Genomic DNA, 24980 nt, shown 5'->3' with positions numbered 1-24980 from the left:
AAAAATCATTCCGCTTTCACTTTCACGCCCATCAACACAATCACCATCGCCGTCACCAGCAGGAACCCGCTTCCGGCGAATACGCCGCTGGCACCGTTAAGGTCAAATACCGCCCCGCCCCCGGCCGCACCGGCGCTTATCGCCAGCTGGATTGAGGCCACCAGCAGCCCCCCTGCACTTTCGGCTTCATCCGGAACGGTGGTGGCAAGCCAGGTTGACCAGCCCACCGGAACCAGACCAAACGCAAAGCCCCACAGCGCCACCAGGAAACCGTCCAGCATTGCCAGATGGCCAAACGCCACCATCGTCAGCGCCAGTATGCCCATGGCGAACGGCACCAGCGCCAGCGTCAGGCGCAGATTACGTGCCAGCAGATGTCCGGCAACGGAAGTACCGACAAAGTTCGCCAGCCCAAAGCCCAGCAGGATCAGTGAAATGGTCTCAACGTTCGCCTGCCCCACCGTTTCCAGGAACGGGCGCAGGTAGGTAAAGAAGGCGAAATGGCCGCTGAAGATCAGAATAGTGGCCAGCATGCCGCCGATCATGCCCGGTCGACGCAGCACGCGGAACAGCGTGCTGAGGCTACCGCTGCTCTCGGGCTTCATGGACGGCAGCACCCAGATCTGCCACAGCAGCGCCAGTACGCTCGGCAGTATGCAGAGCACAAAGACGTTGCGCCAGCCGATCAGGCTACCCAGATAGCTCCCCAGCGGGGCAGCAACCACGGTGGCAATCGACACGCTGGAGAAAATCACCGCCAGCGCCTTCGGTACTTTATCCGTCGGAACCAGGCGCATCGTGGTGGCCGTCGACATCGCCCAGAAGCCACCGATGGCGACCCCTAACAGCAGGCGCCCCATCAGCAGGACGTGCAGCGTAGGCGCAAAGGCCACCAGCAGGCTGGAGATGATTTGCAGCACGGAGAAAAACATCAGTACCCAGCGACGGTCGATACTTTTGGTCGCCGGCGTAATCAGAAGCCCGGTGATCAGCGCCACCAGCGCGGTGGCGGTGACGGCCTGCCCGGCCATGCCCTCGCTGACGCCCAGGCTCGCGGCCATCGGCGTCAGCAAACTGGCTGGCAGGAACTCAGCCGTTATCAACCCAAACACGCCCAGCCCCAGTGAATAGACGGCCCGCCAGGCGGGTCTGGCAGGCGCCACGGCCTCTCTCGCCACGACACATGAATTCATCTGTTGTTCTCCCGTTATAAAAATGTGACAACTGTCGCAAAAGCATAGAGGGTTCACCGTGGACGATCTATGACATATAATCTCCACTTATTGATTATTCGTCCGGAGTTGCGCCATGACCGTTCAGTCCCCCGATTTGATCAGCGAACTCTTACGCGGCATGCGCCTGTCGGGCGTGAAATACCGACGGATTGAAGCCAGCGCGCCGTTTGGCGTGGCGTTCCACCAGGCGCCCGGTAAGGCGCAGTTCCATTTTGTGAGCCACGGTAGCGCCCTGCTGCGTATGGAGAGCGGTGCGACCTTCGAACTGAGCGGCGGCGACGCGCTGTTTATTCCTGGCGGGAATGCCCACGCCCTGCTCTCTGACGCGCAGGCAGCCATTACCCCGGTGAACGCTTTTCCGAGCGAACCTATCTGCGGCTCGGTGTGCGCCATTACCTGCGAGCCCTGTCCGGAGAGCGAGAACACCATCATCTTTAGCGGGTGTATGGATTTTGAGCTCGGCGGGATGCAGCCGCTGATCAAAGCAATGCCGGAAGTGATGATGGTCAGCCGGCTGATGTCCACCTGGCCGGAAATTCATCCGCTACTGGCGGCGATGGAGCGAGAATCCATGACCCGTCAGGCCGGGTTCGCCGGGATCCTTGCCCGACTGGCTGATGTGGTGGCGGCGTTAATTGTGCGCGGCTGGGTTGAGGGCGGCTGCGGTAAAGCTACCGGCTGGGTGCAGGTTTTACGCGACCCGCGCCTGAGCCGGGCCATTTACGCCATGCACCAGCAGCCTGGCCTGAACTGGAGCGTGGCGGATCTGGCGAAAGAAGCGGGCACCTCACGCTCCGTGTTTGCCGAACGGTTTCTGGCCGCGACGGGGACGACCCCGGCAAAGTATCTCAGCGAACTGAGAATGCGGCTGGCGATTCAGTACATTCGTCACGAAAATCAGCCGATTGAAACGGTCGCACTTAGGCTGGGTTACGGATCGCTGGCGGCGTTTAGCCGGGCCTTTAAGCGCATCATTGGCCATGCGCCGGGCACGCTGCGGGAAGCCGGTCAGACGCCGGAAGAGGTCTGATAGCGCGGCAATATTTAACGCGAAGCGGGCAATATTCGTCTAAGGTTTTCAGGTGATTGACAACAGCGGTCACGCTGTTTAGTGAAGACAGGAGACGAACTCATGATAAGACCTCGTACACTACGCCCCGCCTTTTTGCCCCTTGCGTTAGGTGGCGCGCTGCTCGGCGTAACGACATTGGGATATGCCGACGATAGCCCCACCGCCCAGACAACTTCACCCGATATTTTACTGGGCCCTCTGTTTAACGACGTGCAGAGTGCCAAACTGTTTCCCGATCAGAAAACCTTTGCCGATGCCGTTCCCAAAAGCGACCCGCTGATGATTCTGGCGGATTACCGGATGCAGCACACCCAGACAAGCTTTGACCTGCGCCACTTTGTGGAGATGAACTTCACGCTGCCTGCGGAAGGTGAAAAATATGTGCCGCCTGCGGGACAAAGCTTACGTGAGCACATTGACGACCTCTGGCCTGTGCTGACGCGCACCACGGATAAAGCCAGTAACAAATGGGATTCCCTGCTGCCGTTACCGAAACCTTACGTTGTGCCCGGCGGGCGCTTCCGCGAGGTCTACTACTGGGATAGCTATTTCACCATGCTGGGCCTGGCGGAGAGCGATCACTGGGACAAAATCAGCGATATGGTGGATAACTTTGCGTATGAGATTGATACCTTCGGCCATATCCCCAACGGTAACCGCAGCTACTACCTGAGCCGCTCCCAGCCGCCGTTCTTCTCACTGATGGTTGAGTTGCTGGCGACGCATGACAAAGACGCGCTGAAAAAATACCGTCCACAAATGGAAAAAGAGTACACCTACTGGATGGAGGGTGTAGAAAGCCTTCAGCCAGGGCAGGCTAACCAGCGCGTGGTGAAGCTCGATGACGGTTCCGTACTCAACCGCTACTGGGACGATCGCGATACCCCGCGCCCGGAGTCCTGGCTTGACGATATCACCACGGCGAAGAGCAACCCTAACCGGCCTGCGACGGAGATCTACCGCGATTTGCGCTCCGCAGCGGCCTCGGGCTGGGACTTTAGCTCCCGCTGGATGGACGACCCGCAAAAGCTCGGCACCATCCGCACCACCAGCATTGTGCCCGTCGATCTGAACGCCCTGATGTTTAAAATGGAAAAACTGCTCGCGCGAGCAGGCCAGGAGGCGGGCGACAGCGCGGCGGCGAGTAAATACGAGGCATTAGCAACCGCGCGTCAAAAAGCCATTGAGCGCCACCTGTGGAACGATAAAGAGGGCTGGTACGCCGATTACGATCTCAAGAGTAAGAAGGTGCGTAACCAGCTCACGGCGGCAGCCCTCTTCCCGCTCTACGTGAAGGCGGCGGCACAGGATCGCGCCGATAAAGTGGCCGCGGCCACTTCCGCGCGCCTGTTGAAGCCGGGTGGTATTACCACCACCACCATCAACAGCGGTCAGCAGTGGGATGCGCCAAACGGCTGGGCACCGCTGCAGTGGGTGGCAACGGAAGGGTTGCAGAACTATGGGCAGGATAAGGTTGCAATGGACGTGACCTGGCGCTTCCTGAAGAACGTTCAGCACACTTACGACCGCGAGAAGAAGCTGGTGGAGAAGTATGATGTCTCTTCTACCGGAACCGGCGGTGGCGGCGGTGAATATCCGCTCCAGGATGGGTTCGGCTGGAGTAACGGCGTGACGCTGAAAATGCTGGATCTGGTTTGTCCGAAAGAGAAACCGTGCGACAGCGTGCCGGAAAATCAGCCTGCGGCGAATGATGAGGCTGCGCCGGTGAAAGCTTCGGCGCAGTAAGGGAGTATTGCCGGGTGATGGCTACGCCTTACCCGGCCTTCATTTTGAACTCACAGGGATTTAGAAGCTGTAACTCGCCCCTAGCTGATACGTCCTGTCACGCCCAATCCAGCAGTTAGTCGCATCGTAGCAGGTCAGCGTCTCTTTATTGGTGATGTTCTGCATACTCGCTTTAAGCGTCAGCCCCGCCAGCGAAGGCAGAATTTCGCCCATCCGGTACGACGCCGCCAGATCGTACTGCGTAGTGCCCCCCAGCTTACCCGCATCGTTAGACGGTGAAATCTCCATCGGCCCGGTATAGCGCGCCCCGGCGCCCAGCATCAGCCCCTTCAGCGGCGTGCTCTCGAAGGTGTAGTCCCCCCACAGGTTGAATGCATTTTCCGGCACCTGAGTGGGACGCTTGCCCTGGTATTTATCATCTTCGGTATTAATTACGTGGGTGTAGGCATAGTTGGCAATCAGCGTCAGGTTGTCCGTCGGGCGGCTGATGGCGGAGAGCTCGGCGCCTTTGGATTCCACTTCACCAGTCTGACGGTAGTTCAGGAAGCCCGGGTCGGAGGTGACGACGTTTTTCTGCCGGATGTTAAACACCGAGGCGGTAAACGTCGTGGCGTACTCTGCCAGCAGATATTTTACCCCGCCTTCCACCTGCTTGCTGGTGGTTGGCTTGACGTCTTTCGCCGTGAGCGTCCCCTGCGGCGAGACCGGTGCAAAACCCTCTGAATAGCTGATAAACGGCGAAATACCGTTATCGAAGGCGTAAAGCGCCCCCAGGCGTTTGGTAACGCGATCCTGCGATACCCAGGCCTTATCGCCGTTTTGCAGGTAATCGGTGGTGACGGAGCGGTAATCGTCGTAGCGCAGGCTGCCCAACAAACTTAAGCCGCCAAATTCCACCTGATCCTGCAGGTAATACCCGTTCTGCTGATAGCTGAGGCGGTTTTTCTGGGCGGTGTAAAGCCCCAGCGCGCTTTCGTGGATTTGCGAATAGTCCGGATTACGCATATCCATGCCCGGCGTAGTCGACGCGTAGCGGTAGTGGAAATGAGAGTTCAGCCTCTGATAGTCAAACCCGGCCAGCAGATGGTGTTTCCAGTCGCCCAGCGCAACGGTTTTAGTCACCTGGTTGTCGATGTTGAAGCTCTTAAGATCTTCATCGGTGGTATAGGCAAAGCGGTTAAGCTGATAGACCTCACTTCCCGTTCCCGTCGCGTAGACGCTGTTCTGGTGGGTATCGACGTCGAAATAGCGCGCTTTCTGATTAAAGCCCCAGCCGCTGTCGAACTCGTGTTCGAAGCTGTAGCCCAGCATCCACTGCCGCTGCTTAAACCCGCTCCACTCATCTCCGGCGTAATCCCGGCGATCGGCATATTTGGACCGCAGATAAGCGAGCGGCAGCGGGTTAGACGGCGTCAGGCTCGGGGAGTTTTGCGCCAGCGCATCCAGGGTGAGGCGGGTTTTACTGTCGGGTTGCCATGTAACGGACGGGGCGACCAGATAATTTTCATAGCGGCTGGTGTGCGGCTGATCGTCATTCTCCGTCGCCTTACCCAGCAGGCGGTAATTCCAGTCGCTGTCGGCAATTTGTCCGGTCGAATCAAGGTAGCCTTCTTTCAGATTACGGTTCCCGGTGTTAAAACCGACCTCGGTTCGGGCTTCCCGCTGCGGCTTTTTGCTTTGAATATTTACCAGCCCGCCCGGCGAACCGCCGCCGTAAAGCACCGATGAAGGCCCTTTCAGGATATCGACGCTCTCTATTAACAGCGGATCGATGCGCGCCTTGGTGTTGCCGGTGACGTTATAGGGTAGCTGCAGTCCGTTGTAAAACTCCTGATCAACGGTAAAGCCACGAATTTTGTATTCGCTCATATAGGAGGTATTCCCCCGCACCTCGGTTGAGACGCCTGGGGCATAGCGCAGGATTTCATTCACGGAGTTCGCGTGACGCTTTTCGATCTCCGGCGCAGAGAGCGTGTTGATAACCTGCGGCGTTTTACTTTCGGCAACGGCCGATTTGGTGGCGCTGTTGGTCCAGGCCGGCAGCGCGCTGCCCTGCTCTGAGCCCGTGACGACAATGGTTGATTCTTCGGCGAAAGCCTGGACCTGCAATGCCAGCGTGACGGCACCCGCCAGGGTGCATAACGTAAAACGTGAGGAGTTCATAATGTCGTCTTGTGATTACATGCAATACGGAACGACAATTATTATCATTTAGATTAGCAAATCAATATAGCGGCAAAAAAAACGGCCCTCCGCAGAGAGCCGTTCTGTCATTTTATGCTCGTCGCAGTAATCTGAATATGCCCAGCACGACAATGGCTCCCACGACAGCGACCAGGAAACTGTGCATGTCGAAACTACTGATGTCACCACCAAAACCAAACATCGTCGCCAGCCAGCCGCCTACAACCGCACCAACGACCCCGAGTACGCAGGTCAGAATAAAGCCGCCGCCATCGTTTCCCGGCATGATCAGTTTTGCGATAGCGCCGGCAATAAGGCCAAAGATAATCCAGGCGATGATACCCATAGCAATGCCCTCTTGCAGATTAAACGCATGTGCAGAAAACCTTCTGCACAGCTAACTTAAGTATAGGTCATCACCGGAAAACCAGTTTCGTCTCACCGACTTATCCGGCGGACAACAGTAAAAAAAATCTCACCGGTTTGTATTAAGTTTGAGGGTGGATTGCCGATAACGCTAAGACAGTCTGTCATCAATCAAGGAGCCATCCGGCGTGAGTCATTACAGTGAGCAGTTCCTCAAGCAAAATCCGCTGGCTGTATTAGGGGTATTACGCGACCTGCAAAAAGGCGAAGTGCCGCTGCGCATCAGCTGGTCGAATAATCAGTTCATCAGTAAGATCCTTGACGTCTCGCAGGAGCGACTGGTTATCGATCTGGGTAGCCAGGAGTATGAAAACCGCGCGGCGCTGAAAGCAGAGAATATCGTGGTCATGGCCGAAACCCATGGGGCCAAAGTGGAATTTGTCCTGCCGCGACTGGAATTGAGCGAGTACCAGGGCCTTCCTGCTTTTGTTACCCCCCTTCCTGGCAACCTCTGGTTTGTCCAGCGTCGTGAATATTTTCGCATCAGCGCCCCGCTTCATCCTGCCTATTTTTGTAAGGCTAAAATGCCGGACAAAAAAGAGATCCGCTTCCGTCTCTTTGACCTGTCGCTGGGTGGAATGGGCGCGCTGATGGATACCCCGAAGCCGGAGGGTCTGGTAGAAGGCATGCGGTTCACGCAAATTGAACTGGATATGGCGGGCTGGGGCCGCTTTTATTTCGATGCACAGCTGATTGCCATCAGCGAGCGCACGGTGGTGGACAGCAAAAATGAAACGATTACCACGCCGCGTCTGAGCTTCCGTTTTCTGAACGTCGGACCGGGCGCTGAACGCGAGCTGCAGCGCATTATCTACTCGCTGGAGCGTGAAGCACGGGAACGTGCGAATAAGGTTCTGTAGGAAAAGTCGGGCAGCGAGCGCCGCCCGTTTGCGGCATTACATGGCATCCATCGCTTTCTGTACTTTCCAGATATAGCGAGGCGCCTGCGGTGCCGGATGATTTTTCGCCACATGCTCGACGAACTCATCTTTGTCCATGTCGTTGATCTCCTCAATCGCCTCTTTGCGGTCAGAGGAGAAGGTTCTGAGCAGCGCCCCGGCGCCGTTCACGTACGAGACCACCAGCGCGTATTGCATCACTTCCGGATCCTCAATGCCCTTCAGCACGCCGTGTTCCAGAATGCTCAGGTAAGCGGTCCCCATAGAAATGTTGCGTTCCGGGTTCTTCAGCTCGCTGGTCGACGGCTGGCCGCTCCAGCCCATATAGCGGTAGACCTCTCTCCCCGCCGTAGAGGCTTTCAGCTGCATCAGCCCCACCGCGTTGGATTTGCTGACAAGCGTAGGATTGCCACCGGACTCCACCGCAATAATGGCGGTGATCAACCGCGGGCTGACGCCCCATGCCTTCCCGGCTTGTTCACTGATCGGCATCCACTGCATGGCCCGTTTCACCGGCACTTCCGGGTTCCAGGGCGGGTTTTGATAATCATGTTTTGAACTACAGCCAGCCAGCAAAACAATCAAAAAAGCAAACCATCTCAATTTCACGTCATCTATCCTTATAGCCGGTCATCGCGGTGCGCCGCCCTTGAAGCAGGCGGCGTATACGCGGCATGATATAGACAATTAGTTTCTCATTCAGCAAGGAATTGCCATGTCTCAGTTTCATCTCATCGCGCCATCGGGCTACTGTATTAACCAGGACGCGGCGCAGCGGGGCGTTCAGCGCTTACTGGAATCCGGCCATCAGGTAGAAAATCAGACAATTATCCCCCGCCGCCAGCAGCGTTTTGCCGGAACAGAAGCGCAGAGGCTGGATGATATCAATAGCCTGGTGAACCTGAAGGGCGAAAACCGAATAGTCCTTGCGGTGCGCGGCGGCTATGGTGCGAGCAGGCTGCTTGAGAGCATTGACTGGCAGGGCCTGGCACAGCGCCAGCAGCAGGATCCGCTGCTGATATGCGGCCACAGCGATTTTACCGCCATCCAGCTTGGTCTTCTGGCGCTGCATAACGTCATCACGTTTAGCGGCCCGATGCTGGCCGGTAACTTCGGCGCGCCGGAACTGGACGCGTTCACCATGGAGCATTTCTGGCGCGCGCTGCGCAATCCCACCTACAGCGTGGAATGGCAAGGCAATGGACCGCACTGGGAGTGTGAGGGCCAGCTCTGGGGCGGTAACCTGGCGATGCTGGTCTCGCTCATCGGCACGCCGTGGATGCCGCAAATCAAGGACGGCATTCTGGTGCTGGAGGATATTAACGAACATCCGTTCCGCGTCGAGCGTATGTTATTGCAGCTTTATCATGCCGGTATTCTCGATCGCCAGTCCGCGATCGTGCTGGGCAGCTTCAGCGGCTCTGCCCCGAATGACTATGATGCAGGCTACTCCCTGGAAACGATGGTCGATTTCATCCGCTCGCGGCTGGATATTCCGGTTATCACCGGTCTGGATTTTGGCCATGAACAGCAGACCGTTACCCTTGCGCTGGGCGCGCAGGCGACGCTTACACATGATGTTTCGGGTAGTCGGTTAACGATCGGCGGTCATCCGGTCATAAAAGCATAAAAAACCCCCTTAATAAAACGCTGTTGCCGTTGTTAATATGTTAGGGTTTTAGTAACAGCGTTAACATTGAGGTGGGAGTAAGAGAACATTGGATGCCGCAGCGATAATCAGCCTTTTCATTTTGGGTTCTGTACTTGTAACCAGCAGTATTTTATTAAGTTCATTTTCATCGCGTCTTGGCATACCCATTCTTGTTATTTTCCTGGCCATCGGCATGCTGGCCGGCGTTGACGGCATCGGCGGTATCCCCTTCGATAACTATCCCTTCGCCTACATGGTGAGTAACCTCGCGCTGGCGGTGATCCTGCTCGACGGCGGGATGCGCACTCAGGCGAGCTCCTTCCGCGTGGCCTTAGGGCCTGCGCTGTCGCTGGCGACCGTCGGCGTGTTGATCACCTCCGGCCTCACCGGGATGATGGCCGCATGGCTTTTCAATCTCAATCTGATGGAAGGCTTGCTGATTGGCGCGATCGTTGGCTCTACCGATGCGGCGGCGGTCTTTTCCCTGCTTGGGGGTAAAGGGCTTAACGAACGCGTTGGCTCAACGCTTGAGATTGAATCCGGCAGTAACGATCCGATGGCGGTGTTCCTGACCATCACGCTGATAGAGATGATCCAGCAGCACGAGACGGGCCTGAGCTGGATGTTTGCCCTGCATATTCTGCAGCAGTTCGGGCTGGGGATTGTCATCGGCCTGGCGGGGGGATACCTGTTACAGCAGACGATCAACCGCATTTCTCTGCCCTCGGGGCTTTACCCTCTGCTGGCGCTGAGCGGCGGCATTCTCATTTTTGCCGTTACCACCGCGCTGGACGGCAGCGGTATTCTCGCCGTCTACCTCTGCGGGTTCCTGATGGGCAACCGCCCAATTCGCAACCGTCATGCTATTTTGCAGAACTTTGACGGCCTGGCGTGGCTGGCGCAAATCGGCATGTTCCTGGTGCTGGGCCTGCTGGTGACCCCGTCGGACCTGCTGCCGATCGCCGTTCCGGCGCTGCTGCTGTCGGCGTGGATGATCTTCTTCGCCCGTCCGCTCTCCGTATTTGCAGGCCTGCTGCCGTTTCGCGGCTTTAACCTGCGCGAGCGCGTCTTTATCAGCTGGGTCGGCCTGCGCGGCGCGGTGCCGATTATCCTTGCGGTGTTCCCGATGATGGCCGGTCTCGACAACGCGCGCCTGTTCTTCAACGTGGCGTTCTTCGTGGTGCTGATTTCTCTGCTGTTCCAGGGCACGTCGCTCGGGTGGGCGGCGAAAAAGGCCAAAGTGGTGGTGCCGCCCGTAGGCTGGCCGGTCTCCCGCGTAGGGCTGGACATTCACCCGGAAAACCCGTGGGAGCAGTTCGTCTATCAGCTGAGCGCCGATAAATGGTGCGTGGGGGCCTCGCTGCGCGATTTGCACATGCCGACTGAAACGCGTATTGCCGCCCTGTTCCGCGATAATGTCCTGCTGCACCCGACCGGCAGCACCCGCCTGCGCGAAGGGGATATTCTGTGCGTCATTGGCCGCGAGCGCGACCTGCCCGCGCTGGGCAAGCTGTTCAGCCAGTCGCCTCCCGTGGCGCTGGACCAGCGTTTCTTCGGCGATTTTATTCTGGAAGCCAGCGCCAAATTTGCGGATGTGGCGCTCATTTATGGCCTGGATGAAGGTGCAGAAGACGGTGATAACCCGCAAACGCTGGGCGAAATCATTCAGCAGCGGCTTGGCGCTGCGCCGGTTGTGGGTGACCAGGTGGAGTTTGCCGGGATGATCTGGACGGTGGCAGAAAAAGAAGATAACGCGGTGCGGAAGGTCGGTTTGAGGCCGATGGAAGAGGAAGCGGAGTAGTTTTTTTGCCGGGTGGCGGCTTCGCGTCACCCGGCAAAGATACAAGTTACACCGTCACAACCGGCACTCTTGGTGCCAGGGCACACATCAGTTCATACCCTACCGTTCCCGCCGCGGCCGCCACGTCATCAATTTTGATTTCGTTGCCCCACAGCTCGACCGGTGAACCGATGCCCGCCTGCGGGCATGGCGTCAGGTCAACGGCCAGCATATCCATTGAGACGGTCCCCACCGTGCCCGTGCGCACCCCATCCACCCAAACCGGCGTGCCGGTCGGCGCGATACGCGGATAGCCGTCGGCATAACCGCCCGCGACGATGCCAATCCGCTGCTCGCCCTTCGCCCGGAAGCGGCTGCCGTAGCCTACCGTGTCGCCCGCCTTCAGCGTCTGCACGCCAATGATCTCGCTGCGCAGGGTCATGACCGGCCTCAGGCCGCTGTTGGCGATATCCTGCCACTGGCCTGAGGGTGATGCACCGTACAGAACGATCCCCGGACGCACCCAGTTATAGTGGGCTTCAGGATGCCAAAGCGTCGCCGCCGAGTTCGACAGGGAGCGCGGACAATCGAGCCCTTCAGCCGCCTGCTCAATGCGGACCATAGCATCAGCAATGCCGTCCGGTTTTTCCGCATCGGCAAAGTGCGCCATCAGCGTCATTTCGCCAACGTTTTTCAGGCCACGCAGCTGCTGCCAGACCGTATGCACCCGCTCGGGCTGGAAGCCCAGGCGGTTCATGCCGCTGTTCACCTTGAGATAAATATCCAGCGGAGCGTGGAGCTTCGCATCCTGAATGGCTTTAATCTGCCAGTTGCTGTGAACGCTGGTGGTCAGGCGATACTTATCCAGCAGCGGCAAATCGTCCGCGTGGAAGAACCCCTCCAGCAGCAGAATAGGTCCTTTCCAGCCGCGCTCGCGCAGCAGGATGGCCTCTTCGAGATTCAGTAACGCAAAACCGTCGGTCGCGCCGAGCGCGCTCCATATACGGTCAATACCGTGGCCGTAGGCGTTTGCCTTGACGACTGACCAGACGCGCGAACCAGGTGCTGCCCGGCGAACAATTTGCAGGTTTTCCTTCAGGGCCTGCAGATCCAGCTGAGCCAGAACAGGACGGGACATGACAACTCCTTAATTATGCGCGCCGTGCAGGTGCTGAGGACGCGATGGCGTAAATCCTGATTGATAGCGCGCAGCACTTAAATCGTCAAACGGAATTGCCGGCGTGCGCCCGGAAATCAGGTCGCTCAGCAGCTGGCCCGAGCCGCAGGCCATCGTCCAGCCGAGCGTGCCGTGTCCGGTATTGGTCCACAGGTTTTTGTATGGCGTGCGGCCCACGATTGGCGTGCCGTCCGGGGTCATCGGACGCAGGCCGGTCCAGAACGTCGCCTGTTCCACAAACCCGCCGCGCGGGAAGAGATCGCCCACCACCATCTCCAGCGTTTCACGACGCGGCTGCAGCAGCTCGGTGTTGAAGCCGACAATCTCCGCCATGCCGCCGACGCGAATACGGTTATCGAAGCGGGTAATGGCGATTTTGTAGGTTTCATCCAGGATGGTTGACACGGGCGCCCCGCTCTCCTCTTTCACCGGGATAGTCAATGAGTAGCCCTTGAGCGGGTAGACCGGAATATCGAGGATGCCTTTCAGCATGGCGGTGGAGTAGGAACCAAACGCCATCACGTAGGCATCCGCCTTTATCACTTCGTCGCCGCACTTCACGCCGTAAATTTTTTCGCCTTCCGACAGCAGCTTGTCGACAGAGGTGTTAAAGCGGAATTTCACCCCAGCCTGCTCGCACATGTGCGCCAGACGCTGGGTAAAGAGCTGACAGTCGCCGGTTTCGTCATTCGGCAGACGCAGACCGCCGGTCAGCTTGTGGGCCACTTCGGCCAGCGCGGGTTCCACCTGCCCCAGCTGGCTGGCTTCCAGCAGCTGATACGGTACACCGGCATCTTCCAGCACGGCGATATCGCGGGTGGCGTTTTCATACTGTTGCTCGGTGCGGAACAGCTGCAGCGTGCCGCCCTGACGGCCTTCGTACTCAATCCCCGTCGACGCGCGCAGGGCTTTGAGGCAGTCACGGCTGTATTCCGCCAGACGCACCATGCGCCCTTTGTTTTCCATGTAGTGCCGGGTGTCGCAATTGCGCAGCATCTGCCACATCCACTTCAGCTGGAACTGCGTGCCGTCAAGGCTGATGGCCAGCGGCGCGTGGCGCTGGAACATCCATTTGATTGCCTTCAGCGGCACGCCGGGCGCCGCCCACGGGGCCGCATAGCCAGGAGAGATTTGACCGGCATTTGCCGCACTGGTTTCAAGCGCCGGGCCGGATTCACGATCGAGAACGGTAACCTCATGTCCCGCCTGACTTAAATACCAGGCGCTGGTTACGCCAACGACACCACTTCCCAGTATGACAACACGCATAGCCACTCCATTATGAGCAAAAGAACAATCATCTAATTACAGATTGATAACCTAGTTGAAAATATTATTCAACATACGACTTTTTTATGGTGACTTACCTCACACATCCCCCAGCATCAGGGGACAGGGATAATTTGGGATCTCCTGCTGAGCTTTATTTTTAACCAGCATAAAATTCTGATGAGTGCGCTTTTTTTGCCGTATCAAAAACGGGAAATCGCAAAGAAAAAATTTCTGCGCCAGCACGCTTTTTAACACGTTGATCTATGCTTGAAAGGAGGCTCTCCAGACAGAGAGAGCACCCACAACGAGGGCGCGCTAATGGCTACTATTGATTCCCTGAACAAGGACAACACACGTCTGAGCGATGGACCCGACTGGACCTTCGAGCTGCTGGATGTCTACCTCGCCGAAATCGACCGGGTGGCAAAACTGTATCGCCTGGATACCTATCCCCATCAGATTGAGGTGATTACCTCCGAACAGATGATGGACGCTTACTCCAGCGTCGGGATGCCGATCAACTATCCGCACTGGTCGTTTGGTAAAAAATTCATTGAAACGGAGCGGCTGTACAAGCACGGCCAGCAGGGGCTGGCGTATGAGATCGTCATTAACTCCAACCCGTGTATCGCCTATCTGATGGAAGAGAACACCATTACCATGCAGGCGCTGGTGATGGCGCACGCCTGCTACGGCCATAACTCCTTCTTTAAAAATAACTATCTGTTCCGCAGCTGGACGGACGCCAGCTCCATCGTCGATTACCTGATCTTCGCCCGTAAATACATTACCGACTGCGAAGAGCGCTACGGCGTGGACGAGGTAGAGAAGCTGCTCGACTCCTGCCACGCGCTGATGAACTACGGCGTGGACCGCTATAAACGCCCGCAGAAAATCTCACTGCAGGAGGAGAAAGCCCGGCAGAAAAGCCGCGAGGAGTATCTGCAGAGCCAGGTGAACATGCTGTGGCGCACCCTGCCGAAGCGTGAGGAGGAAAAAACGATTGCCGAAGCGCGTCGTTATCCGTCCGAGCCGCAGGAAAACCTGCTCTATTTTATGGAGAAGAACGCCCCGCTGCTGGAGCCGTGGCAGCGCGAGATTTTGCGTATCGTGCGTAAGGTGAGCCAGTATTTCTATCCGCAGAAACAGACCCAGGTGATGAACGAAGGCTGGGCAACATTCTGGCACTACACCATCCTCAACCATCTGTATGACGAGGGGAAAGTCACCGAGCGGTTCATGATGGAATTCCTCCACAGCCATACTAACGTGGTGTTCCAGCCGCCCTACAACAGCCCGTGGTACAGTGGGATTAACCCGTATGCGCTGGGCTTTGCGATGTTCCAGGATATTAAGCGCATCTGCCAGTCGCCAACGGAAGAGGACAAGTACTGGTTCCCGGATATCGCCGGTTCTGACTGGCTGGAAACGCTGCATTTTGCGATGCGCGACTTTAAGGATGAGAGCTTTATCAGCCAGTTCATGTCGCCGAAGATCATGCGCGATTTCCGCTTCTTCACCGTGCTGGACGATGACCGCAACAACTATCTGGAGATCTCCGCGATCCACAACGAGGAAGGGTACCGGGAGATCCGCTCCCGCCTCTCCTCCCAGTACAACCTGAGCAACCTTGAACCCAATATTCAGGTGTGGAACGTGGACCTGCGCGGCGACCGCTCCCTGACGCTGCGCTATATCCCGCACAACCGCGCGCCGCTGGATAAAGGACGTAAAGAGGTGCTGAAGCACGTGCACCGCCTGTGGGGCTTTGACGTGCAGCTGGAGCAGCAGAATGAGGACGGCAGCGTGGAGCTGCTGGAACGCTGCCCGGCGCGGTTGAATACGCTGTAGCGCCACCGGGCGAAAAAAAACCTCTCGATTGAGAGGTTTTTTATTTTAGCGACTCTGAATCGCTAAATCGCCCGGCAACGTTTTCTGCATACGGTGCCAGATTTCACCGGAATCGTGGCCGTAGCGGCGTACGGTTTCATATACCTGATCGTGCAGGCCTTCGGTGCAGAGCTTGCTCAGCTTATGGTAGAAGCCCAGCGCCAGACTGCGGGCTTCAGGGTTAGCGAAGTAGTGACGACCAATGCGGGTATAGAGCCCTTTCATACCGTTGAGGATCAGGCCGTAAACCGGGTTGCCGGAGGCAAACGCCAGGCCGCGAAACACGTTGTAATCGAGGGTGGCAAAGGCGTCAGCGTGATCTTCAACTTCATTCGCGCTAGCCAGCACCGCAAGCGCATCTTCAGGATGCTGACGGAAAGCGGTACGAATAAAAATAGTCGCGATGTTGGTGCGCACGGAGAGCAGATTATCAATCAGCTGCGGCACGCTTTCGTGGTCGAGGCGCGCCAGCGTTTCAAGAATGTTCAGCCCCGAGGTTTCCCAGAAGTTGTTTACCTTTGTTGGCTTGCCGTGCTGGATCGTCAACCATCCATCACGCGCCAGTCGCTGAAGCACTTCACGCAGCGTGGTGCGAGTGACGCCAATCAGTTCAGAGAGTTCGCGTTCAGCCGGAAGAATGGACCCCGCAGGGAAACGATTATTCCAGATGCTTTCAATGATGTACTCTTCCGCGAAACCCGCCGGGCTCTGCGCCTTAATGACCATAGTGAGATTTCCATTACACAGCTTTTTGCAAATTGGACTCATCATACCAGAGGCGTGCAACGGCAGGTAGCGCGGCAAAGTGAGAAAAGAGGGATCGCCGTTTCATTTTTGTGAAATTTACAATGCGGTCTTATCCGCCTCCGGGCCGCGATTTTTGCGTATACTGATGTTTTGTATTACTTAACGGGAAGGACGTCTGTTGTGGAAATTTCTTTTGGGCGCGCGCTGTGGCGCAATTTTTTAGGTCATTCTCCTGACTGGTACAAACTGATACTGCTGGTTTTCCTGGTCGTTAATCCCATCATTTTTAGCGTGGATCCGTTTATCGCCGGGTGGCTGCTGGTGGCGGAATTTATCTTCACCCTGGCCATGGCGCTGAAGTGTTATCCCCTGCTGCCCGGCGGTTTGCTGGCATTTGAAGCCGTTGTCATCGGCATGACGTCCGCAGAGCATGTAAAAGCAGAGCTGGCCTCCAATCTGGAAGTGCTACTGCTGCTCATTTTTATGGTGGCCGGTATCTACTTTATGAAACAGCTGCTGCTGTTTATCTTTACCCGCCTGCTGCTGAGCATTACGTCAAAAACGATCCTCTCGCTGGCGTTTTGCCTTGCCGCCGCCTTTCTGTCGGCCTTCCTGGATGCGCTCACCGTTGTCGCGGTGGTGATCAGCGTCGCCGTCGGATTTTACGGCATTTATCACCGCGTGGCCTCCTCTCGCCCATGTGAGGATTTACAGGACGATAGCCACGTCGAGGCGCATAACCGCGACGTGCTGGAACAGTTCCGCGCGTTTCTGCGCAGCCTGATGATGCACGCAGGGGTCGGTACGGCGCTGGGCGGCGTGATGACCATGGTGGGCGAGCCGCAAAACCTGATCATCGCGAAAGCGGCTGAATGGCATTTTGGCGAGTTTTTCCTGCGCATGGCCCCCGTCAGCGTGCCTGTGCTGGTCTGCGGGTTAGCGACCTGCATTCTGGTCGAAAAATTCAGGCTGTTCGGCTACGGCGCACAGCTGCCTGAACCGGTCCGCAAAGAACTGCATAAATTTGACGAGCAGAGCCGCAAACAGCGTACGCGCCAGGAGACGCTGCGTCTGATTGCGCAGGGGATCATCGGCGTCTGGCTTATCGCCGCGCTGGCGTTGCATCTTGCCGAAGTCGGGTTGATTGGCCTCTCCGTCATTATTCTTGCCACCACCTTTAGCGGGGTAACGGACGAACATGCTATTGGTAAAGCCTTTACCGAAGCCCTGCCGTTTACCGCGCTGCTGGCGGTCTTTTTTGCGGTCGTGGCGGTGATTATTGACCAACACCTTTTCGCACCGATTATCGCGTTTGTGCTTCAGGCCTCGCCGGACTCGCAGCTTACGCTGTTCTATCTCTTTAACGGTCTGTTGTCCTCTATTTCCGATAACGTCTTTGTCGGGACGGTGTATATCAATGAGGCCAAAGCGGCGATGGAGCAAGGGAGCGTCAGCACCGGGCAGTTCGACCTGCTGGCGGTGGCCATCAACACCGGAACAAACCTGCCCTCCGTTGCAACACCGAACGGCCAGGCGGCATTTCTCTTCCTGCTGACCTCGGCGCTGGCGCCGCTCATACGGCTTTCTTATGGAAGAATGGTCTGGATGGCGCTGCCGTACACGCTGGTGCTCACCGTTGTTGGTTTGCTGTGCATCAAAATTACTCTCGTTCCCTGTACGCAATGGCTGCTACAAGCGGGTATACTTGCGGCGCATTAAAATTCGTTTACACTGCGCTTTCTAAGCATGTTCCAGGGAAATGATTATGTTGAGATTTTTAAACCAGTGCTCCCGCGGTCGCGGAGCGTGGTTGTTGATGGCCCTGACCGCCTTTGCGCTGGAAATGGTTGCGCTGTGGTTCCAGCACGTGATGGGACTCAAGCCCTGCGTGCTGTGCATCTACGAGCGCTGCGCGCTGTTCGGCATTATGGGTGCAGGCCTGGTGGGCGCAATTGCCCCAAAAACGCCGTTGCGCTATGTGGGTATTGCCATCTGGCTGTACAGCGCCTGGAAAGGGATTGAGCTTTCCTGGCAGCACACCATGATGCAGCTGCATCCGTCACCGTTTATGACCTGTGATTTCGCCGCCCGTTTCCCGAGCTGGCTGCCGCTGGATAAGTGGCTTCCGCAGGTGTTTGTCGCATCCGGTGACTGCTCCGTACGTCAGTGGGAATTCCTGACGCTGGAGATGCCGCAGTGGCTGGTGGGCATTTTTGTGGCCTACTTCGTCGTGGCGCTGCTGGTGCTGATTGCTCAGCCGTTCAAACCGAAGAAACGCGATTTGTTTGGAAGGTAAAAGCAAAAACCCGCCCCGGCGGGTTTTTTATTATCACCGATTAGGGTGATTCATGATGTGATCTTCCCAGTCCCGTACCTCGGACTCCTTCACCGCAATGTGGCGTACCGAGATACGCTCGCCGTGCATCGCCGCTTTTGAGCCCGTCAGCAGCGGATGCCAGTTCGGCAGTTCTTTCCCTTCCGCCAGCAGGCGATACGCGCAGGTGTGCGGCAGCCACTCAAAAGTCGGCAGATTTTCACGGGTGAGCTTGATGCAGTCCGGCTCGAACTCGAAGCGGCGTTCGTAGTTGCGGCACTGGCAGGTTTTAATGTTCAGCTGCCTGCAGGCGACGTTGGTGAAATAGATCTCATCGGAGTCTTCATCCATCAGCTTGTGCAGACAGCACTGCCCGCAGCCGTCGCACAACGATTCCCACTCCGCGTCGGTCATTTGGTCAAGAGTTTTGCTTTGCCAGAAAGGAATGTCGTTCATCAGGATGTCCACACGTCAAAAGAAAGCGCACCTTATAACGAGTCTGGCACGTGGTTGCAAGTTTTGCCGCCCTTTGCAGGCGGCAAGATGCGGTTACAGCACGCGGGTTTTTAGCGACAGGCCGTTAAAACCGACCTCAAGCTCATCGCCGCTGGCGAGCGGGCCCACACCTTCCGGCGTGCCGGTGAGGATCACATCGCCCGGCTTCAGGGTGAAGAAACGGCTCATGTAGGCGATCAGCGGCACGATCTTGTGGATCATATCTGCCGTGGTGCCCTGCTGGTGGATCTCGCCGTTAACCTTCAGGCTGAGCGGAGTGTCCTGCGGATCGTTGGTAAATTCATTCACCGGAACAAACCCTGAAATCGGACATGCGTTATCAAAGCCTTTGGCTTTTTCCCACGGCTGCCCTGCCTTCTTCATTTTGCCCTGCACGTCGCGTAGGGTCAGATCCAGCGCCACGCCGTAGCCGGCAATCGCTTTCTCGACATGCTCTTCGGAAGCCTGGCGCAGCGTGGCGCCGATCAGCACGGCAAGCTCTACTTCGTGATGCACCGACCCCAGCCCCTGCGGCAGCGCCAGCGGCTGGCGGATGTCGCATAGCGCCGTCTCGGGCTTAATAAACAGGACCGGCTCTTCTGGGGTTGCGCTGCCCATCTCCTGAATATGCTTCGCATAGTTGCTGCCCACGCAGACCACTTTGCTGACGGGATAATCCAGTAATGCACCTTGCCAGTTATGATGTTGATACATGCTCGACCCCTAATCGGTTGATGTGTTATGCCCGAAAACAGCTGAGGCTATTTTTTCCCGGACGCCTCGAGGTGCTGTTTTAATAAATTCTCAGGCGGCGGTGGAAGCTGTAAATAATAGCCCTGCTCGGCTAATGCCGTTTTCACTTTTTCCAGATCGGCATTCACCAGTTTCTTACGGCCGTCCAGCGGCAGCAGCATCGCCAGCTGTGGTCGGCCAAAGTTCTTCATTAATTCTTCCGGCACGCGTGAAAAATCGTCTTTCTTTTCGACATAAAGATAGGTCTGGTCACGGCTTGTACTTCTGTAGATCACACAAAACATGTTTTTACTCTGAATTAATCGGTGGTTGCTTGCCTCAATATACTCCTGACTATAACATGCCTGATACTCTTCGGAATATCGCAGCGAATGGTTGCGGTTAATAGCAAATTGAGTAAGGCCAGGATGTCAAACACGCCCATCGAGCTTAAAGGCAGTAGCTTCACCTTATCAGTGGTTCATTTGCATGATGCAAAACCCGAGGTTATTCGTCAGGCGTTAGAAGACAAAATCGCCCAGGCTCCCGCCTTTCTGAAGCACGCCCCCGTCGTCATCAACGTCAGCGGTCTTGAGGCGCCGGTTAACTGGACACGTCTCCAGCAGGCGGTCTCCTCTACCGGGCTGCGTATTGTCGGCATCAGCGGCTGCAAAGATCCCGAGTTGAAAGCGGAAATCGACCGTGCGGGGCTGCCTCTTCTTAATGAAGGCAAAGAAAAAACCCCACGTGCAGCACCCGCTGCCGTACAAACGCCCCCTCCTGCGGCGCAAAACGTTACCGCTCTCACAAAAACGCGAATGATTGATGTGCCGGTTCGTTCCGGTCAGCGCATTTATGCGCCAAACTGTGATCTAATTGTTACAAGCCACGTCAGTGCTGGCGCAGAGCTTATTGCAGATGGCAATATTCACGTTTACGGTATGATGCGTGGACGTGCGCTCGCGGGCGCAAGTGGCGATCGGGACGCGCAAATATTTTGTACTCACCTGACGGCGGAACTGGTGTCCATCGCAGGTGAATATTGGCTGAGCGACAAGATCCCAGCCGAATTTTATGGCAAAGCGGCTCGCCTGCTTCTGGCAGACGACGCGTTGACCGTTCAACCGTTGAATTAATCCCTTTTTAACAAGGAATTTCTATGGCACGCATTATTGTTGTTACTTCGGGTAAAGGAGGCGTTGGCAAGACCACCTCCAGCGCGGCCATCGCTACTGGTTTGGCCCAGAAGGGAAAGAAAACCGTCGTTATCGACTTCGATATCGGTCTGCGTAACCTCGACCTCATCATGGGATGTGAGCGTCGCGTCGTATATGACTTCGTGAACGTCATTCAGGGCGATGCCACGCTGAACCAGGCGCTGATTAAAGACAAGCGCACCGAGAACCTCTTCATTCTTCCGGCTTCTCAGACGCGTGATAAAGATGCCCTGACCCGTGAAGGCGTGGAAAAGGTGCTCGACGAGCTGAAAAAAATGGAGTTCGACTTTATCGTCTGTGACTCCCCTGCCGGCATTGAAACCGGTGCCCTGATGGCGCTCTACTTTGCTGATGAAGCGATCATCACCACCAACCCGGAAGTCTCCTCCGTGCGTGACTCCGACCGTATTCTCGGTATTCTGGCCTCCAAATCCCGCCGTGCGGAAAATGGCCAGGATCCGATCAAAGAGCACCTGCTGCTGACCCGCTATAACCCGGGTCGCGTAAACAAAGGTGACATGCTGAGCATGGAAGACGTGCTGGAGATCCTGCGCATTAAACTGGTTGGCGTTATCCCGGAAGACCAGTCCGTGTTACGCGCCTCTAACCAGGGCGAGCCCGTGATCCTTGATACAACGGCAGATGCAGGTAAAGCTTACGCCGATACCGTTGACCGTCTGCTGGGAGAAGAACGTCCTTTCCGCTTCATTGAAGAAGAGAAGAAAGGTTTCCTCAAACGCCTGTTCGGAGGATAAGTTATGGCATTACTGGACTTTTTTCTCTCGCGGAAAAAAAGCACCGCCAACATCGCAAAAGAACGCCTGCAAATTATCGTTGCGGAGCGTCGTCGTAGCGACGCCGAGCCTCACTACCTGCCGCAGCTGCGCAAGGACATCCTGGAAGTGATCTGTAAGTATGTGCAGATTGACCCGGAGATGGTCACCGTACAGCTGGAGCAAAAGGACGGGGATATTTCGATTCTGGAGCTGAACGTAACGCTTCCGGAAGCGGAAGAGTCGCGTCTGTAGGTTCCTGGTGTCGTAGCCCCGGTAAGCGCAGCGCCACCGGGGAGAATATGCCGGGTATATCGCCCGGCATATTTTTATCGCGGATAACCTTCCAGCAAGGTATTCAGGCGATCGGCCATCAATACCCCGCGCCAGCCAGCCATCAGTTCCGGCACGCCATTCTGCGGTTTCAGCTTCCAGTGCCAGTTCAGCAGCTGGTTAATTTGTCTGCGTGACGCCAGCAGTTCAGCGCTCAGCTTGCTTTCCGTTGCGACATCCTGCACCAGCGCTTTGATATCCTTAAATGCTTTACGATAGCCCGGCATATCCATGAGATTCAGCAGCGTCTCAGGCAGTGCGTCCTCCGGCAGCGCCTGCGCTTTGGCGACCAGCGCCAACAGGGTTTTACCATGGAAACGGATCTCGCTGCCGGAAAGGCCAATGCTGTCCAGCTCGCCCAGGCTGCCCGGCATATAGCGCGCGACCGCCCAGAGATGCTCTTCACGCACCACAAAATTCACGGCCAAATCGCGCTCACGCGCTTTACGCAAACGCCAGTCCGCTAACAGCTGCAGGCAGGCCAGCTGACGCGTGCGAAGCTGCCAGGCGTTGGTGATATCACGCCAGGCCTCTTTCGGGTCAACCACTTCCTGGCGACGCTGCTGCGTCATACGGCACTCGTCCAGCGCGGCAGAGAGCCAGCCGGAGGCTTCCGCCTCTTTCATCAGCTGTCCGGCAATCGGCAGCAGGTAAAACACGTCTGCCGCCGCATATTCCAGCTGACGCTCGGTAAGCGGACGCGCCAGCCAGTCGGTCCGGGATTCACTTTTATCTAGCGTCAGGCCCGTGTACTCCTCCACCATGGCGGCAAAGCCCCACGACAGCGGACGACCGCTGAACGCCGCGAGGATCTGCGTATCAATCAGCGGCTGAGGCATGATGCCAAAGGTGTTAAGAAAGACTTCCAGATCTTCACTGCCCGCGTGCAGATATTTCGTTACCGCAGTATCCAGCAGCAGGTCACGCATCGGCTCCCAGTCGGTAATGCCGAGCGGGTCGATCAGCGAGACGTGCTTACCGTCGTACATCTGTATCAAACCCAGCTGTGGATAATAGGTGCGAGTACGGACAAACTCGGTATCCAGAGCGATGGCAGGAAAGTCGCGCGTCACTTCGCACAGCGAAGCCAGCTCGTCGTTGGTCGTGATCATCTGGTAATTCAAATCGGATTCTCTTTTGTTTGCGCCCATAAAAAACGCCGGCTTAACCGGCGTCTGGGCGATTAACGTGAAGCTCAGGCCTTATTGTCTACTTTGGCACGGGCTTCGTCACGTAATTCTCGTCGTAATATCTTCCCGACGTTGGATTTCGGCAGCTCATCGCGGAATTCCACCAGCTTCGGCACCTTATAGCCCGTCAGCTGACGGCGACAAAACGTTATCAGCGCTTCCTCGGTAAGAGAAGGATCTTTCTTGACCACAAATATCTTCACCGCTTCACCGCTGCTGCCGGAAGGAACGCCCACCGCCGCCACTTCCAGCACGCCGCTGTGCTGCATCACCACGTCTTCGATTTCGTTCGGATAGACGTTGAAGCCGGAGACCAGGATCATATCTTTTTTGCGATCGACGATGCGCAGGAAGCCTTCGTCATCCATCACCGCAATATCGCCGGTGTGAAGCCAGCCGTCTTTAATGATTTCGTCGGTCGCATCAGGGCGCTGCCAGTAACCCAGCATCACCTGCGGCCCTCTGACGCACAGCTCGCCCGGCTCGCCGTGAGGAACTTCGTTATCCTCATCATCCACCAGCTTTGCTTCCGTCGACGGGACCGGCAGGCCGATGCTGCCGCTGTGGTAGTCGATATCGTGCGGGTTGACGCTCACCAGCGGGGCACACTCCGTCAGGCCGTAGCCTTCCAGCAGATATTGCCCGGTTAGCTTCACCCAGCGCTCGGCCACCGCCTGCTGAACCGGCATGCCGCCGCCCGCGGAGAGATGCAGAGTGGAGAAATCAAGCTGCTGGAACTCTTTGTTGTTGAGCAGCGCGTTAAACAGGGTGTTCACCCCGGTCATGGCGGTAAACGGGTATTTTGCCAGCTCTTTCACCAGACCCGGGATATCGCGCGGGTTGGTGATCAATACGTTTTGCCCGCCCAGCTCGATAAACAGCAGGCAGTTCATGGTCAGCGCGAAGATGTGATACAGCGGCAGCGCGGTGATTACCAGCTCTTTACCCGGATGCAGCAGCGGCCCGTAGGTGGCATTAACCTGCTCAAGGTTTGCCAGCATGTTGCGGTGGGTCAGCATCGCCCCTTTGGCCACGCCGGTGGTGCCGCCCGTGTATTGCAGGAAGGCCAGGTCTTCGGAGACGACTTCAGGCTTGACGTACTGCATGCGATAGCCCGCATGCAGCGCGCGCCGGAAGGAGATAGCATCCGGCAGATGGTATTTTGGTACCAGACGTTTGACGTATTTAACGACAAAGTTAACCAGCGTCCCTTTGGCGGTGGAAAGCTGATCGCCCATGCGCGTCAGGATGACATGCTTCACCTGGGTTTTGTCGACCACTTTTTCCAGGGTATGGGCAAAGTTAGAAACAATGACAATCGCCACCGCCCCGCTGTCGTTCAGCTGATGTTCCAGCTCGCGCGGCGTGTAAAGCGGGTTAACGTTGACGACAATCATCCCGGCACGCAGGATGCCGAACAGCGCCACCGGGTATTGCAGCAGGTTCGGCATCATCAGCGCGACGCGATCCCCTTTTTGCAGCCCAAGTCCTTCCTGCAGATAAGCCGCAAACGCCCGGCTACGCTCCTCAAGCTTACGGAACGTCATCACCTCGCCCATATTCACAAACGCGGGCTGGTCTGCGTAACGTCTTACCGAGTGTTCAAATAATTCCACCAGGGATTGATAACGGTCAGGATTGATCTCCGCAGGCACATCTGCGGGATAACGGTTAAGCCAAACCTTCTTCAATGCATCACCTCTGAAATGAGTGTTCGTCGTCATCACAGCCCCGATAATAAACAGTTTGTTAACATTATATTAACTCAGCGTACCAGTTTATTAATTGTTCAGATTGCAGGTTGCGAAGCGCGTCACTCTTTTTTTTCGTTTTATCCGTAAAAAAAC

The 24980-nt window shown here is 56.6% G+C and carries 22 protein-coding genes and 2 pseudogenes; 11 read left to right on the top strand and 13 right to left on the bottom strand.

Features of this window, described 5'->3' with window-relative positions:
* Positions 1-5: 5 nt before the first annotated feature.
* Positions 6-1193, bottom strand: a complete 1188-nt coding sequence (locus tag APT89_RS02915; RefSeq protein ID WP_047364873.1) for an MFS transporter — start codon at positions 1191-1193, stop codon at positions 6-8.
* A 115-nt stretch (positions 1194-1308) separates the two neighbouring features.
* Here APT89_RS02915 and APT89_RS02910 point away from each other — a divergent pair, with 115 nt between their 5' ends.
* Both APT89_RS02910 and APT89_RS02905 read left to right on the top strand, forming a co-directional pair.
* A complete protein-coding gene (locus APT89_RS02910; RefSeq protein WP_047364871.1) occupies positions 1309-2265 on the top strand; it encodes an AraC family transcriptional regulator in 957 nt (318 codons plus the stop codon).
* Between the two features lie 102 nt (positions 2266-2367).
* On the top strand, positions 2368-4053 hold the full coding sequence (locus tag APT89_RS02905; protein ID WP_045630799.1) for an alpha,alpha-trehalase: 1686 nt from the start codon (positions 2368-2370) through the stop codon (positions 4051-4053).
* A 60-nt stretch (positions 4054-4113) separates the two neighbouring features.
* Here the strand turns inward: APT89_RS02905 and APT89_RS02900 are convergent, their stop codons facing one another.
* Together APT89_RS02900 and APT89_RS02895 are read right to left on the bottom strand one after the other, a co-directional pair.
* On the bottom strand, positions 4114-6216 hold the full coding sequence (locus tag APT89_RS02900; RefSeq protein WP_049138816.1) for a TonB-dependent siderophore receptor: 2103 nt from the start codon (positions 6214-6216) through the stop codon (positions 4114-4116).
* Between the two features lie 112 nt (positions 6217-6328).
* Positions 6329-6583: a GlsB/YeaQ/YmgE family stress response membrane protein gene (locus APT89_RS02895; RefSeq protein WP_060571719.1), complete on the bottom strand. Its 255-nt coding sequence runs from the start codon at positions 6581-6583 to the stop codon at positions 6329-6331.
* Positions 6584-6791: 208 nt separating this feature from the next.
* On the opposite strand from APT89_RS02895, the gene ycgR reads away from it, so the two are divergent.
* A complete protein-coding gene (gene ycgR, locus APT89_RS02890; protein ID WP_045630797.1) occupies positions 6792-7523 on the top strand; it encodes a flagellar brake protein YcgR in 732 nt (243 codons plus the stop codon).
* 36 nt (positions 7524-7559) lie between these two features.
* Here the strand turns inward: ycgR and emtA are convergent, their stop codons facing one another.
* Positions 7560-8171 carry a membrane-bound lytic murein transglycosylase EmtA gene (emtA, locus tag APT89_RS02885; protein WP_041909508.1) on the bottom strand — a complete coding sequence of 204 codons (612 nt, stop codon included), beginning with the start codon at positions 8169-8171 and terminating at the stop codon, positions 7560-7562.
* A gap of 106 nt (positions 8172-8277) precedes the next feature.
* On the opposite strand from emtA, the gene ldcA reads away from it, so the two are divergent.
* Both ldcA and APT89_RS02875 read left to right on the top strand, forming a co-directional pair.
* Positions 8278-9192 (top strand): muramoyltetrapeptide carboxypeptidase, encoded by a 915-nt coding sequence (gene ldcA / locus APT89_RS02880; RefSeq protein ID WP_060571718.1) that lies wholly within the window; start codon positions 8278-8280, stop codon positions 9190-9192.
* An 88-nt stretch (positions 9193-9280) separates the two neighbouring features.
* Positions 9281-10948: pseudogene (locus tag APT89_RS02875) on the top strand (potassium/proton antiporter); the annotation flags it as partial.
* Here APT89_RS02875 and APT89_RS24770 read toward each other — a convergent pair.
* From APT89_RS24770 to APT89_RS02865, 3 genes and pseudogenes are all read right to left on the bottom strand, one after another.
* Positions 10949-11044 (bottom strand): annotated as a pseudogene (locus APT89_RS24770) (hypothetical protein); the annotation flags it as partial. It abuts the pseudogene before it with no gap.
* A gap of 16 nt (positions 11045-11060) precedes the next feature.
* Complete coding sequence (dadX, locus tag APT89_RS02870) at positions 11061-12131, bottom strand: catabolic alanine racemase DadX (protein ID WP_028013513.1); 1071 nt, start codon at positions 12129-12131, stop codon at positions 11061-11063.
* A 9-nt stretch (positions 12132-12140) separates the two neighbouring features.
* Positions 12141-13439: a D-amino acid dehydrogenase gene (locus APT89_RS02865; protein ID WP_060571717.1), complete on the bottom strand. Its 1299-nt coding sequence runs from the start codon at positions 13437-13439 to the stop codon at positions 12141-12143.
* Positions 13440-13760: 321 nt separating this feature from the next.
* On the opposite strand from APT89_RS02865, the gene APT89_RS02855 reads away from it, so the two are divergent.
* Positions 13761-15293: a SpoVR family protein gene (locus APT89_RS02855; protein WP_023293929.1), complete on the top strand. Its 1533-nt coding sequence runs from the start codon at positions 13761-13763 to the stop codon at positions 15291-15293.
* A 45-nt stretch (positions 15294-15338) separates the two neighbouring features.
* Here APT89_RS02855 and fadR read toward each other — a convergent pair whose 3' ends face one another.
* Positions 15339-16058 (bottom strand): fatty acid metabolism transcriptional regulator FadR, encoded by a 720-nt coding sequence (fadR, locus tag APT89_RS02850; RefSeq protein ID WP_028013515.1) that lies wholly within the window; start codon positions 16056-16058, stop codon positions 15339-15341.
* Between the two features lie 201 nt (positions 16059-16259).
* On the opposite strand from fadR, the gene nhaB reads away from it, so the two are divergent.
* Both nhaB and dsbB read left to right on the top strand, forming a co-directional pair.
* Positions 16260-17798, top strand: a complete 1539-nt coding sequence (gene nhaB / locus APT89_RS02845; protein ID WP_060571716.1) for a sodium/proton antiporter NhaB — start codon at positions 16260-16262, stop codon at positions 17796-17798.
* A 46-nt stretch (positions 17799-17844) separates the two neighbouring features.
* Entirely contained in the window at positions 17845-18375 is a 531-nt protein-coding gene (gene dsbB / locus APT89_RS02840; protein ID WP_028013517.1) for a disulfide bond formation protein DsbB, read from the top strand.
* A gap of 33 nt (positions 18376-18408) precedes the next feature.
* Here the strand turns inward: dsbB and APT89_RS02835 are convergent, their stop codons facing one another.
* From APT89_RS02835 to APT89_RS02825, 3 genes are all read right to left on the bottom strand, one after another.
* Positions 18409-18849, bottom strand: coding sequence for a YcgN family cysteine cluster protein (locus tag APT89_RS02835; RefSeq protein WP_041909501.1), 441 nt, complete (start codon positions 18847-18849; stop codon positions 18409-18411).
* Between the two features lie 93 nt (positions 18850-18942).
* A complete protein-coding gene (locus tag APT89_RS02830; protein WP_060571715.1) occupies positions 18943-19602 on the bottom strand; it encodes a fumarylacetoacetate hydrolase family protein in 660 nt (219 codons plus the stop codon).
* A 47-nt stretch (positions 19603-19649) separates the two neighbouring features.
* On the bottom strand, positions 19650-19925 hold the full coding sequence (locus tag APT89_RS02825) for a YcgL domain-containing protein (protein ID WP_041909499.1): 276 nt from the start codon (positions 19923-19925) through the stop codon (positions 19650-19652).
* Between the two features lie 123 nt (positions 19926-20048).
* Between APT89_RS02825 and minC the strand changes: the two genes are divergently transcribed.
* The 3 genes from minC to minE are packed head-to-tail and all read left to right on the top strand — an operon-like array spanning position 20049 to position 21865.
* The gene (minC, locus tag APT89_RS02820) at positions 20049-20756 is read left to right on the top strand and encodes a septum site-determining protein MinC (RefSeq protein ID WP_028013521.1); all 708 of its coding nucleotides are present in this window, start codon (positions 20049-20051) and stop codon (positions 20754-20756) included.
* A gap of 23 nt (positions 20757-20779) precedes the next feature.
* The gene (minD, locus tag APT89_RS02815; protein WP_028013522.1) at positions 20780-21592 is read left to right on the top strand and encodes a septum site-determining protein MinD; all 813 of its coding nucleotides are present in this window, start codon (positions 20780-20782) and stop codon (positions 21590-21592) included.
* Positions 21593-21595: 3 nt separating this feature from the next.
* Positions 21596-21865: a cell division topological specificity factor MinE gene (gene minE / locus APT89_RS02810; RefSeq protein WP_060571714.1), complete on the top strand. Its 270-nt coding sequence runs from the start codon at positions 21596-21598 to the stop codon at positions 21863-21865.
* A gap of 74 nt (positions 21866-21939) precedes the next feature.
* On the opposite strand, the gene rnd is transcribed toward minE, so the two are convergent.
* Together rnd and fadD are read right to left on the bottom strand one after the other, a co-directional pair.
* The gene (gene rnd / locus APT89_RS02805) at positions 21940-23067 is read right to left on the bottom strand and encodes a ribonuclease D (RefSeq protein ID WP_120787282.1); all 1128 of its coding nucleotides are present in this window, start codon (positions 23065-23067) and stop codon (positions 21940-21942) included.
* Positions 23068-23138: 71 nt separating this feature from the next.
* On the bottom strand, positions 23139-24824 hold the full coding sequence (gene fadD, locus APT89_RS02800; protein ID WP_072201653.1) for a long-chain-fatty-acid--CoA ligase FadD: 1686 nt from the start codon (positions 24822-24824) through the stop codon (positions 23139-23141).
* Between the last annotated feature and the right edge of the window lie 156 nt (positions 24825-24980).

It is taken from the genome of Enterobacter sp. 50588862 (assembly GCF_001462935.1).
GTDB lineage: Bacteria > Pseudomonadota > Gammaproteobacteria > Enterobacterales > Enterobacteriaceae > Enterobacter > Enterobacter bugandensis.
Note: the sequence above shows the minus strand (reverse complement) of the source record. Positions and strands in the feature narration are given on the sequence as shown.